At 69.6% G+C, this 12,058-nt stretch carries 9 protein-coding genes; 3 read left to right on the forward strand and 6 right to left on the reverse strand.

Annotation, left to right across the window (positions count from 1 at the left end):
• Positions 1-20: 20 nt before the first annotated feature.
• The 6 genes from RZE79_RS00085 to RZE79_RS00110 form a co-directional block, all read right to left on the reverse strand.
• Positions 21-923, reverse strand: a complete 903-nt coding sequence (locus tag RZE79_RS00085) for a pirin family protein (RefSeq protein ID WP_373696522.1) — start codon at positions 921-923, stop codon at positions 21-23.
• A 61-nt stretch (positions 924-984) separates the two neighbouring features.
• Positions 985-1,749: a GNAT family N-acetyltransferase gene (locus tag RZE79_RS00090; protein WP_319358322.1), complete on the reverse strand. Its 765-nt coding sequence runs from the start codon at positions 1,747-1,749 to the stop codon at positions 985-987.
• The gene (locus RZE79_RS00095) at positions 1,746-3,014 is read right to left on the reverse strand and encodes a biosynthetic peptidoglycan transglycosylase (protein ID WP_319358324.1); all 1,269 of its coding nucleotides are present in this window, start codon (positions 3,012-3,014) and stop codon (positions 1,746-1,748) included. Before RZE79_RS00095 ends, RZE79_RS00090 begins: the two co-directional genes overlap by 4 nt.
• A 13-nt stretch (positions 3,015-3,027) precedes the next feature.
• Positions 3,028-3,597: a hypothetical protein gene (locus tag RZE79_RS00100; RefSeq protein WP_319358326.1), complete on the reverse strand. Its 570-nt coding sequence runs from the start codon at positions 3,595-3,597 to the stop codon at positions 3,028-3,030.
• Positions 3,578-4,510, reverse strand: coding sequence for an exosortase Q (xrtQ, locus tag RZE79_RS00105; RefSeq protein WP_319358328.1), 933 nt, complete (start codon positions 4,508-4,510; stop codon positions 3,578-3,580). Before xrtQ ends, RZE79_RS00100 begins: the two co-directional genes overlap by 20 nt.
• Before the next feature lie 15 nt (positions 4,511-4,525).
• Positions 4,526-6,586: a VIT and VWA domain-containing protein gene (locus RZE79_RS00110; RefSeq protein ID WP_319358330.1), complete on the reverse strand. Its 2,061-nt coding sequence runs from the start codon at positions 6,584-6,586 to the stop codon at positions 4,526-4,528.
• A 216-nt stretch (positions 6,587-6,802) separates the two neighbouring features.
• On the opposite strand from RZE79_RS00110, the gene creD reads away from it, so the two are divergent.
• From creD to RZE79_RS00125, 3 genes are read left to right on the forward strand one after another with little or no spacing between them, the layout of a single operon-like run.
• Complete coding sequence (creD, locus tag RZE79_RS00115; RefSeq protein ID WP_319358332.1) at positions 6,803-8,272, forward strand: cell envelope integrity protein CreD; 1,470 nt, start codon at positions 6,803-6,805, stop codon at positions 8,270-8,272.
• Entirely contained in the window at positions 8,269-9,561 is a 1,293-nt protein-coding gene (locus RZE79_RS00120) for a glycoside hydrolase family 3 N-terminal domain-containing protein (protein WP_319358334.1), read from the forward strand. The genes creD and RZE79_RS00120 overlap by 4 nt, the downstream gene beginning before the upstream one ends.
• A gap of 18 nt (positions 9,562-9,579) precedes the next feature.
• The gene (locus RZE79_RS00125; protein ID WP_319358336.1) at positions 9,580-11,973 is read left to right on the forward strand and encodes a penicillin-binding protein 1A; all 2,394 of its coding nucleotides are present in this window, start codon (positions 9,580-9,582) and stop codon (positions 11,971-11,973) included.
• Positions 11,974-12,058 lie beyond the last annotated feature (85 nt).

The following is a 12,058-nucleotide window of genomic DNA, read 5'->3' on the forward strand; positions in this document are numbered from 1 at the left end:
CGACTACAGCGGCTTCGGACTCAGCCCAGCTTTCCGTTCTGGAAGTCGTGCACGGCCTGCTTGATCTGCTCGGGCGTGTTCATCACGAAAGGGCCGTACTGCGCGATGGGCTCGTTCAGCGGCCGGCCCGCAATCAGCAGTGCCCTTGCCGGGCTGTGGTTGCTGGCACCGGCGCGCAGCACCACGCCGTCGCTGCCGGGGTCGTTCGCAAGAATCGCCATGCGCCGCGTCGGCACCTCGCTGCCCGCGATCCACAGCGATTCGCGGAACACATAGACCAGCGCGTTGTGGTCATGAGGCAGCGGCTGCGCGAACTCGGCGCCGGGCGGCAGCGTGATGTCCAGGTACAGCGGCTCGGTGTGCGCGCGCTGCTCCGCGCCCGCGATGCCGTGGCTGGTGCCGGCAATGACGCGCACGTGCGCGCCGCCGGCGGTGGTGAACTCGGGGATCTCGCTGCTCTGGATGTCGCGGTACCAGGGCTCGCGCATCTTGTCTTTCGCGGGCAGGTTGAGCCACAGCTGAAAGCCTTCCATGAGGCCTTCTTCCTGCTCGGGCAGTTCGCTGTGCACGAGGCCGCGGCCGGCCGTCATCCACTGCACGCCGCCGTTTTCGAGCAGGCCTTCGTGGCCCGCGCTGTCGCGGTGGCGCATGCGCCCGGCGATCATGTAGGTGACCGTTTCGAAGCCCCGGTGCGGGTGGTTCGGAAAGCCGCCGATGTAGTCGCCCGCGTTGTCGCTGCCGAAGGCATCGAGCATCAGGTAGGGGTCGAGCCGCTTCTGCAGCGGCTGCTGCAGCACGCGGGTGAGTTTGACGCCGTCGCCGTCACTGGTGGAAACACCGGCCACGATGTGGTCGATGCCGCGCGGGGTGGCGACGGGATCGGTGGGGTGGTGGGGGGCACGGACGTTCGTCATGCCGTCCATGGTGGCACCAAAGCCCCGACCGCGCCACCCGTGGGGGTGCCCACTGCCGGTGGGGTTCAGCTCAGCGCGGCCACTGCTGGCGCTGCCAGTAGCGGTACTGCCAGCGTGTCTCGAAACCCGCACGGCGGTACAGCGCCAGCGCCGGCTGGTTCTGCGCATCGACCTGCAGGAACACGCGTTCGACGCCGCGCGCCAGCGCCGCCTGCGCCAGCCCGGCGAGCACGCGCTGGGCCAGGCCGCGCCCGCGCTGCGACTGCTCGGTGCGCATGCCGTGCACGCTGGCCCAGCCGTGGCCGAAGGCCATGGCGCCGGCGGCCACGGTGGCGCCGTTTTCGCGCACGCTGGCAAAGAGCGAGCCCGTGGCGCGCGACAGCGAGCGCACGCGGTGCACGCCGTCGACCGGGTCGAAGCCCTCCCCGAGGAACAGCGCGGCCCAGGCCGGATCGGGTGTCGCATCGACGTCGGCCAGCCGGACATCCGCCGCCACGAGGTCGCGCATGCGCCGCGCCGAGCCGGTCTGCACGCAGGTCGGGTTGTCATCGACGTAGTGACGGCGCGCGAGTTCGGCGCGCAGCGAATCAAAGCAGGCGGCGTCGGCCAGCCGCAGCGCAGGCGCGACCTGGCGGCTGTCGCAGCGGTCTTCGATGCGGTCGAGCGTGGCGGCATCGACCGGGTCGCGGTGCAGCGGCACGGCGGAGCGGGCGCGCTTGACGGTGCCACGGTCGAAGGGCAGCAGCCAGCCGTCGAGTTCCTCGCAGGCTTCGGGCGCCACCGCGGCAACGGTGGCGCGCTCGATGGCTTCGATGTCGTGCGGGGCGATGCTCATTGCACGGCTTCCGGCGGTGCGTACTTGGCTGCGGCCACGTTCTTGAGCAGCGCCTCGCGCTGGTTGCGGCTGATGCCGCGCACGCTCTCGGCCACCCACTTGGTGCGGTCGGGATCGATCGTGCCGTCGCGCCGCCATTGCTCGAGCACGGCCTGCGGCTTGTGCAGCATGGCCGCGAGCCAGACGGCCTGCGCCGGTTCGAGCGTGCGCGCGCTGCGCTTGAAGTAGCGTCGCGCCGCGGCCTCGCCGCCGCAGAGGTTGCCGCCCCACGGCGCGTTGTCCAGGTACAGCTGCAAGATGCGGGCCTTGCCCAGCGTCTGCTCCATCTCGACCGCGTAGAGCAGCTCGCGCAGCTTGCGCTCGGCCGTGCGGTCGCTGCCGGTGACCAGCAGCTTGGCCAGCTGCTGCGTGAGCGTGCTGCCGCCGCGCCGGGTCTGGCCGGGCTTCTGGTTGTGGTCGATCGAGGCGAGGATTTCTGTCAGGTCGTAGCCGGCGTGGCTGAAGAAGCGCTGGTCTTCCGCCGCGATGACGGCGCGCGCCAGCCAGCTGTCGTTGGCCAGTTTGGCCGACGGTCCGCAGCTGGTGCGCGCGCCCAGCATGGCCTCGGTGCCCAGCCCCTCGACGGTGAACTGGCTGATGGCCGGCTGCACCGCGAAGGTGGCGTCGGGCAGCAACAGCTGCGCCTGCAGCGCCAGCGTGCCGCCGATGCGGGCGCGCTGCAGCTCGGGCAGCGCCGGCACCAGCACGGCGTACCAGCGGGCGATGGGCGCATCCTGCACGCGGGCATCGAGCTGCAGGTTCTTCAGCGTGAGGCGGCCGGTCCAGGTGCCCTGCAGCAGCGCGTTGCCGTTGGCCGCCTCGGGCGTGGCCTCGAAGGTGCCGGCCAGCGTGTTGCCGTCGCGCCGCACGGTGGCCACCAGCCGCTCGACCTTGATCGGCTGCGTGCCGAGCGCCGGCACGTCGGCGCTGCACGGCGCGCAGCGCATCTGCTGCTGGCCGGTTTTCTCGTCCCAGGTGAAATGCACGGTGCCGAAGCGGGTGTCGAGCGCATGGCCGTTCAGCCGCGGCGCGAACCACGACGAGGTGGCCAGCCGCACCGCGGTCGGCACGCCGACCTCGAAGTCGAGCGGGCCGGCCTTGACCGTGGTGCTCCACTCGCCCGCCGCCGGCGCGAGGGCGATCCTGGCGATCAGGAAGATGGCCGCCAGGGCTGTCAGGACGAGGGCCAGCAGCCCGTAAATCACGAATCTCAGGGTCTTCTTCACAAACGCGTTCTCATCACATCGGTCTTGCCACGGTGACAGCTTGCCATGGACCGTGCGACTGGCCGCTGGCCGCCGCCCAGTACCAGGCCGAAGTGTCGGTGAAAGCCGTGCCTTGGGCATCGACGATGCGCTCGCAGACGCGGAAATTTGCCGTACCGTGCCGTTGCGCCACAAAACAGCGCCACATCCGCTCTTGCGCGTCGCGTTCCAGCCGCGCTTGTTCGATGCGATAGCCCAGCGCGCGGTAGCAGTCGGCGGCCGGATGAAGCATGCGCGTGGGCCGGTTCACGGCGCGCATCACCAGCGTCTGGTGGCCGTCGGTCATGCGGCCGATGGCGCCCGGAAAGCGATCGGCAAATCGCTGCTCGACCTCGCTCAGCGCCAGCGGACGCAGCGGCACGCCGTCCCACTGGCTCGGCCATTCGTGGGAAGCCACGGCGTCGGCCTCTTCGGCCGGCGCGCGCAGCGCCGCCGCGGCCGACCAGAGCACGCACAGCAGCATCGCCAGCGCGAAGGCGCTCTTGTGGCCCACGCGATTGATGAAATGGTTGGCGAACCAGCGCTCAACGAACGGTATCGACACGGCGGCCTCCTTCGGCGGTGATCAGGCCCGGCAGCGGGCGTTCGAGGTCGATGCGCGGCGCCACACGCGCCGGCACCATCAGGCGCGCGATGGCGCCGCACACCACAGCCAGCAGCACCAGCCCCAGCGCGTTGTGCGCCCACGGCGCGAGCGCGTGGCCGGCGCCTTCGAAGGCGATCAGCACGCTGTTGCGCACGATGTTGCCGGCCAGCACCAGCAGGCCGACCGCTGGCAGGCGGCGAAGGAAGGCGCGGTCGCCGCGCCGCGCCCACAGCGCAACCGCGCAGGCCGTGAAGTAGCCCAGCCACACCATCTGCACGCCCGAGCAGGGCGCGTCGACGATCACCAGGCGCCCGTCGACCATCAGCGTCGCGCCTTCGCGCGCCACCTCGAAGCCCGGCGCCAGCAGCCAGCGGCTGGCCTCGGCCGTCACCACGCGCAGCGGGTAGCCCGCGTAGAACTGCAGCGACGACAACAACGGCAGCGCCAGCACCGACAGCCCGGCCACCGGCAGCGCCGCCACGCCGCGCGGCAGGAAAGCCAGCAGCCCGGCCGCGAGCGAGAGCACCGCCACCAGGCCCGAGGCCAGCGGCGGCAACGCGGGCAGGCCACCCAGCCCCGTGCGCAGCAGCGTGGCGAGCACAGTGCCGACGCCGGCCATCGCGAGCCAGCCCAGGCGCGGCGAGGCGCGCAGTTCGCGCCGGCACTGCCAGGCGAGCGCGGCCAAGGCGACCAGCGCCACGAGCCCCAGCGGATCGTCGGAACCGTCCTGCAGGCGGCGGGCCATCCAGACCCAGGTGGGGGCGAGCGCGGCGCACTGCAGCGCGAGCCAGCCGAAGGCCGGCGTGCGGTCGATGCGGATGGCCCAATCCACGACGCGCGGATGGTGGTGAGCCAGGGTTGCCAGAGACATGGTCGTGCGTCCTGTTCAGGCGGTAAAACGGCGCGGATCGTTGCGGCGTGCGCGGCGGCGCAGCATGGCCAGCATCGACAGCACCACGGCGATCGCGCCCAGCGTTTCCGGTTCCGGCGTGCTCGGCACCTCGGCGCCCAGCGCCAGGTCGCTCACGCCCTGGGGCATCGGCAGCGGCTGGTTCACGTCCACGCTGTTCTGCGGCGCCACGTTGCGCACCACCTTGTCCACCGCGATGAAGCTGGTGTACTGCGTGAGCAGGCTGTACTTCAGGCCCAGCTCGGTGATGCGGTCCTTGAAGGCGGCGCTGCCTTCGAGCGCTTCCTGGTCGCTCAGGCCCTGGATGCGGTGGCGTGCCCACAGCGTGCGCAGCGCGGCCGTGTCCTGGCGCGTCTGCGGCGTGATGCGCACTTCTTCGCGGTACGGGCCGCTGGCGCTCTGGCCTTCGATGATCACGCGGCCCTTGGCCTCACCACGCCACTTGCCGAACACGATCACCGGGCGCTCGCCCAGCACGTCGGGCAGCGCCTGCGGCTCCACGTCGTACACATCGAGGCCGCCGAAGGTGGCCTTCACGTTCGTGAGCACGGGCGACTCCACCATGCGGCGGAAGCGCGCGGCCTGCTCGGGCGCCTGCACCGGGTCGGTGATGATGAAAGGCTCGCCCATGCCGGCACGTGCAATGCCTTCCATGAGGCTGCGGTTCACCGACGAGCCGATGCCGAAGGCGAACACGTTGGCCTTCGAGAGGTTGTTGCGCACCAGCTCGAAGGCTTCGCGCTCGACCGTCACGTAGCCGTCGGTCACCACCACCACGGTGCGCGACACGTTCGCGGCCTTGGGTTCTGCGTACACGCGCTTGAGCGCCGGGATCAGCTCGGTGCTGCCGCTGCCGCTGTAGTTCTTGATGGTGGCGAGCGCCTGTTCGATGTTGGCGCGCGTGGCCGGCACCGATTGGGGCGACAGCATCTTGTTGCTGCCCGAGAACAGCAGCACGTTGAAGGTGTCGCTGGGGCGCAGGCCACCGATCAGGCGTTCGAGCACGGTCTTGGCGGTGTCGAGCGGAAAGCCGTGCATCGAGCCCGAGATGTCGACCACGAAGATGTAGTCGCGCGGCGAAATGGCGCTGGCGGCCACGGCCTTCGGCGGCTCGACCATCGCGAGGAAGAAGTTTTCTGCGTTCTCGCCTTGGCCCTTGTAGAGCATGAGGCCCGACTCGATCTTTTCACCCGCCAGGCGGTAGTCGAGCACGAAGTCGCGGTTGTCGGCGGGGCGACCGTCGGCGCCCAGCGTGATGTCGGCGTGCTGGTTTTCGTCGCGCTTCTTCACGTCGATGGTGTGCGTGGCCGAGCGGATTTCCTTCAGGCCCATCGGCGTGTCGATGCTCGCCGTGAGCTTGAAACTGGTGCTCGGTGCCACGCCGGCGCGCAGCGTGGGCTGCGCCGGCCATTGGGCCTGCGCGTTCTCCGACTGCGGCGAGTTGTAGCGCGGGCCGACCACGGTCGGGAACACGAACTGGTAGTTGCCCGACTGCGGCACCAGCAGCTCGGTGTAGCGCAGCTCGACCTTCACGTCGTCGCCCGGCAGGATGTTGGCGACGTTCATCTGGAACACGTTGGGCAGGTGCTGCTCGAGCAGCGCGGCGGTCTTGCCTTCCTTCTTGGCCGTGTCGTATTCGATCTTGGCCTGCTGCTTCTCGCGGATCTGCGCCGTGATGAGCCGGTCGGCCAGGCGCACGTTGAGGCCGCTCACCGCCGCCTTGGTGGAACCGGGGAACACGTATTTCGCCTCGATGGCGCGCTGGCCTTCGTTGCGATAGGTCTGCGTGACTGTGACGTCGGCGATCACGCCCGAGATCTTGACCGAGACCTCGGTGCCCTTCAGCGGCAGACGGTCGACCGAGGGGTCGTCGCTCTTGACGAAGAAGTACGGGCTCTCGGTCTTCAGGCGCGGACCGGCGGGCGCTTCCTGCGCGTGGGCCGGGCGGGCGCCCATGGCGATGAAACCCACGGTCGCCAGGCTCACGGTGGCGAGCCAGAGCCAACGGCCGGGGCGTGGGGTGGTGGGGGTGTCCATGGCGGGTGTCCTTCTGCGTGCGAACTTGCACAGCCCTCACTGTCGTGAGCGTGCGAGAAGGCAGTTGGAAGGCGCGTTGAAGTCGCCACAGGGGAATGCGCCGCTGTGTGAAGTCTGTGTGAAGTGCGCCGCGCGGCGGCTTCATACGGCCTTCGGGTCGGGCGCAGAGCATCGGCGCCTCATCACGAAAAAACCCGGAAAAGAGGGGAGAAACCCATGCTTCAACTGTTGAAGGCCCTGCAGGCCTCGGTGCTGGTCAAGGTGGCCGGCCTGTTCTTCCTGCTGCTGGTGCTGTGCATTCCGCTGGCGCGGATCGACGACCTGAACCGCGCCCGCGGCGAGAGCCAGCGGGAGGCCGCGCACGAACTTGCCGAGTCTTACGCCGGGCCGCAAACCATGGTCGGACCGGTGCTGCTGGTGCCGTATGTGGAGCGCTGGATGGAGCCGCTGCGCGACGCGCAGGGCAAGGTGATCGGCCAGGCCCCGCAGAGCAAGGAGATGACGCACGCCGTGTTCCCCGACAAGCTGAACATCGAAGGCAGCATGGCCACGCAGGAGCGCTATCGCGGCATCTTCCGCATTCCGTTCTACACGCTCACTGCCGCGCTCGACGGCGGCTTCGCGGGCTTCGACCCGCGGTCCGTGCCGCACAGCGAAAGCGATTCGTCGATCGAGTTCCGCCCGCCGCTCGTCGGCTTCCACGTGAGCGACCTGCGCGGCCTCGACGGCTCGCCCGCGCTCACCATCGAAGGCGAAGCGCTGCGCTTTCGCCAGCGCGTGCCCGGCCTGCCCGACCACGCCACGTACGCCGACGGCATCCACGCGCCGCTCACGGGCGCCGCGCTCGCCGCATGGCAGACGGGCAAGCCGCTCACCTTCGACATGAAGCTCTCGCTGGTGGGCCAGGACACGCTCTCGATGGTGCCGATCGCCGAGGAAACCACCGCGCACCTGAAATCGCCGTGGGCGCACCCCAGCTTCGGCGGACGCTTTCTTGCCACGCAGCGCCAGGTGACGCCGCAGGGCTTCGACGCGCACTGGCGCGTGTCTTCGCTCGTGACCACGGCGCGCGAACAGGTGCGCGCCGGCCTGGCGGGCGGTGAAGGCGATGCCGCGCAGAACGCCGCGGCGGCCGTCGTGCGCACGGCGTCCACGCCGCGCCATGCCTCGGGCCCACTGCAGACCTTCGACGTGTCGCTCGCACAGCCCGTCAACGTGTATTCGATGAGCACGCGCGCCGGCAAGTACGGTGCCCTCTTCATCGGCCTGGTGCTGATGGCGGCCTTCATGTTCGAGCTGTTCCGCAAGCTGCGCCTGCATCCGGTGCAGTACGGGCTGGTGGGCCTGTCGATTGCGCTGTTCTTTTTGCTGCTGCTCGCGCTGTCGGAAAAATTCGCCTTCCACTTCGCCTACGCGGGCGCGGCCGGTGCCAGCGTGGCGCTGCTGGCCGTGTACTTCAGCGCGGTGCTCGGCGGCTGGCAACGCGGCCTGTCGTTCGCGGCCTTCGTGGCGCTCTTGTACGGCGCGCTCTACGGCCTGCTGGCCTCGGAAAGCAATGCGCTGCTGCTGGGCGCGCTGCTGATCTTCGGCATGCTGGCCACGCTGATGCTCGTGACGCGCAAGGTCGACTGGTATGCGCTGTCGCGCCGCAACGAGGCCGGTCCGGCGGCACCGGTGGACGCATGAAACTGCTGCGCGCCATCCCCGGCGTGCTCGGCTGGCTGGTGCTGGCCGTGCTGTGCGCCTGGGCCTGGCACCTGAAGGACCCGCACCTGCGCTTCCTGCGCGAGGAAGAGCTCCCTCTGCTGCTCGCCGCGCTGTGCGCCAGCGGCGCGATCGCCTGGCGCAGCGCGCGCGGCGCACGCCGTGTCGTGGCGCTGGCCCTGACGGTCGGCGCGACGCTGACGGCGCTGGGCCACGAGCTGGCCTCGCGCCAGCACCGGATGGAAGTGAACGCGGCCGCGGGCCCGGTGGCGCAGGCCCTTGGCGCGCGCTTCATCGTCGGCTATGACGACGCGAACGACCTGCGCGAGCTGGCCCACCGGGGCCTGATCGGCGGCATCTTCGTCACCGGCCGCAACGTGAAGGGCCGCAGCGCCGACACCTTGCGCGCGGAAATCGCCGGTCTTCAGGCGCTGCGACAGGCGGCCGGCCTGCCACCGCTGGTGGTGGCGACCGACCAGGAGGGCGGCGGGGTTTCGCGCCTGTCGCCGCTGGTGCCGCACCAGCCGGCGCTCGCCCGCCTGCTCGACGCCGACGTGCCCGCGCACGAACTGTTGCAACGTGCCCGCGCCTACGGCGCGCAGCAGGGCGGGGCGCTCGCCGCGCTGGGCATCACGCTGAACTTCAGCCCGGTGGTCGACCTGCGTCCCGGCCGCGCCCCGGGCCGCTGGGATCTGCACACCCGCATCGAGGAACGCGCCATTTCGAGCGACCCCGAAGTCACCGCGCAGGTGGCGCTCGCTTACGAGCAAGGCCTTGAGTCGGCTGGCGTGCGCGGCACGCTCAAGCACTTTCCCGGCCTCGCCGGCGTGACCGAGGACACGCACCACGTGGGCGCCGAACTGCGCACGCCCGTGGCCCGTCTCGCCGCGCACGACTGGAAGCCGTTTCAAGAAGTGTCGAAACATTCGGATGCCGCCATCATGCTGGCCCATGTCATCCTTCGGGAACTCGACGCAGACGCGCCGGTCTCTTTCTCACGCAAAATCGTGCGGCAGGTGATTCGAGGCGAATGGGGCTTTCAGGGCCTGCTCGTCACCGACGACCTCACGATGGGCGGGGCCTACAACCGAGGTCTTTGCAACGCCACCCTGGGCGCACTCGACGCCGGGGTGGACCTGCTGCTCATCGCCTACGACCACGACAAGTATTTCGATGCCATGCACTGCGCGCTGGAAGGCGTGCGGCGCGGCGCGCTCGATCCCCGGGTGACGGAACGCCCGCGCGCGCCACGGCTCCAACCTCTTCGCTAGCCCCCTGGCCCCATCCCCATGTCCCAAGAACCTCGTTCGTCCCAACCCGCCGGTGCGCTGCGCCAGCTCCCCTGGAAACGCATCGCCGGCTGGAGCGCCGTCGTCGCCGGTGCCGGCGCCGTCGTGCTGCTGGGCGCCGCCATCGTGGGGGTGGTCGCCATCTACCCGAAGCTGCCCGACATTTCCGAGCTGGCCGACTACCGGCCCAAGCTGCCGCTGCGCGTGTACACCACCGAAGGCACGCTGATCGGCGAGTTCGGCGAGGAGCGCCGCAACCTCACGCCCTTCGCGAACATTCCGAAGGTCATGAAAGACGCCGTGCTGGCCGTGGAAGACGCGCGCTTCTACGACCACGGCGGCGTGGACTACAAGGGCTTCGCGCGCGCGGCCGTGGCCAGCTTCAAGGGCGGGCGCAAGCAGGGCGCCTCGACCATCACGATGCAGGTGGCGCGCAACGTCTACCTGAGCTCGGAGCGCACGCTGAGCCGCAAGGCGTCGGAGATCGTGCTGGCCTTCCGGCTCGAGCAGCAGCTGAGCAAAGACCAGATCCTCGAGATCTACCTGAACCAGATCTACCTGGGCAACCGCGCCTACGGTTTTGCCGCGGCCTCCGAGGCCTACTTCGGCAAGCCGCTGCAGCAGGTGACGATCGCTGAGGCCGCCATGCTCGCCGGCCTGCCGAAGGCGCCGGGCGCCAACAACCCCGTGGCCAACCCGCGCCGTGCGCGGGCGCGCCAGCTCTACGTGATCGATCGCATGCACGAAACCGGCTTCATCACCGCCGAGCAGGCGGCCGAAGCCAAGAAGGAAGAGTTGCACCTGCGCGATGCCGCCGATCCGAACCGGCTGCATGCCGAGTACGTGGCCGAAACTGTGCGCCAGATGATGTACGCGCAGTACGGCGACAGCATCTACACCAGCGGCATGAAGGTCTACACCTCACTGGTCGCGGCCGACCAGGCGGCGGCGTACAAGTCGCTGCGCAAGGGCATCATGGACTACGAGCGCCGTCAGGTGTACCGCGGCCCCGAGAAGTTCGTCGACCTGCCGGCCAGCGGCCAGAAGGAAATCGACGAGGCCGTCGATGAAGCGCTGGCCGAGCACCCCGACAACGGCGACGTGATCTCGGCCGTGGTGCTGGAAGCCAGCGCCAAGGAAGTGACCGTGGTGCGCGCCAACGGCGAAGCCTTCGAAATTTCCGGCGAAGGCCTGAAGCCCGCGCAGTCCGGCCTGGCCGCGAAGGCGCCGCCGAACATCAAGATCCGCCGCGGCGCCGTGATCCGCGTCGCCAAGACGCCGAAGAACACGTGGGAAATCACGCAGCTGCCCGAAGTGGAAGGCGCCTTCATCGCGATGGACCCGCGCAGCGGTGCCATCACCGCGCTGGTCGGCGGCTTCGACTTCGGCAAGAACAAGTTCAACCACGTGTCGCAGGCCTGGCGCCAGCCGGGCTCCAGCTTCAAGCCTTTCATCTATTCGGCCGCGCTCGAAAAAGGCTTCACGCCCGCCACCGTGGTGAACGACGCGCCGCTGGTGTTCGACGCCGGCGTCAACGGCGGCCAGCCCTGGGACCCGAAGAACTTCGACGGCAGCTTCGAAGGCCCGATGCCACTGCGCAATGCGCTCATGAAGTCGAAGAACCTGGTCACGCTGCGCGTGCTGCAGTCGATCGGCGCGCCCTACGCGCAAGACTGGGTCACGAAGTTCGGCTTCGACAAGGACAAGCACCCGGCCAACCTGCCGATGGGCCTGGGCGCCGGCTCGGTCACGCCGATGCAGATGGCCGTGGGCTACTCGGTGTTCGCCAACGGCGGCTACCGCGTCAACCCCTACCTCGTGACCCGCGTCACCGACCTCAAGGACAAGGTGCTGATGGAAACCGAGCCCCCGGCGCTCGACGAAAGCCGCCGCGCCATTCCCGCGCGCAACGCCTTCGTCATGGAATCGCTGCTGCAGAGCGTGGTGAAGGGCGGCTCCGGCTTCAAGGCCTACCAGGCGCTCAAGCGCGACGACCTCTTCGGCAAGACCGGCACCACCAACGACTCCTTCGACACCTGGTTCGCGGGCTTCCAGCCGACGCGCGTGGGCATCGCCTGGGTCGGCTACGACACGCCGCGCCAGCTCGGCGTGCGCGGCGAAACCGGCGGCAGCCTGAGCCTGCCGATCTGGACCGGCTACATGCAGTCGGCGCTGCGCGGCGTGCCCGTGATGTTGCCGGCCGAGCCGGCCGGCGTGGTGAGCATCGACGGCGAGTGGTACTTCGACGACTTCACGCCGGGCCACAACGTGGCGAGCCTGGGCCTGGAAAGCGCCGAGCAGCCGATACAGCCGGTGGAGGTGCTGACGGGCGCGCCGATCGGTGCACCGCCGCCGCCCGAGGAACGCAACCGCATCCTGGACTTCTTCCGCTAGCCGGCGGCGAGATCCATCCCAGAACGCGGGGGACGCGCGGTGCCTACACTCGGTGCCGCGGCCCCCGCGATTTTTTTTTGCCTTT

Origin of the sequence: Variovorax sp. EBFNA2 (genome assembly GCF_033802765.1) — a bacterium.
Classification (GTDB): Bacteria; Pseudomonadota; Gammaproteobacteria; order Burkholderiales; family Burkholderiaceae_C; genus Variovorax; species Variovorax paradoxus_H.

Excerpts from the sequence above, each read along its gene's own strand:
- RZE79_RS00120 (WP_319358334.1), top strand. The coding sequence starts at position 8,269 with ATGAAACTGCTGCGCGCCATCCCCGGCGTGCTCGGCTGGCTGGTGCTG.
- RZE79_RS00090 (WP_319358322.1), bottom strand. The coding sequence starts at position 1,749 with ATGAGCATCGCCCCGCACGACATCGAAGCCATCGAGCGCGCCACCGTT.
- RZE79_RS00110 (WP_319358330.1), bottom strand. The coding sequence starts at position 6,586 with ATGGACACCCCCACCACCCCACGCCCCGGCCGTTGGCTCTGGCTCGCC.
- xrtQ (WP_319358328.1), bottom strand. The coding sequence starts at position 4,510 with ATGTCTCTGGCAACCCTGGCTCACCACCATCCGCGCGTCGTGGATTGG.
- RZE79_RS00085 (WP_373696522.1), bottom strand. The coding sequence starts at position 923 with ATGGACGGCATGACGAACGTCCGTGCCCCCCACCACCCCACCGATCCC.
- RZE79_RS00125 (WP_319358336.1), top strand. The coding sequence starts at position 9,580 with ATGTCCCAAGAACCTCGTTCGTCCCAACCCGCCGGTGCGCTGCGCCAG.
- creD (WP_319358332.1), top strand. The coding sequence starts at position 6,803 with ATGCTTCAACTGTTGAAGGCCCTGCAGGCCTCGGTGCTGGTCAAGGTG.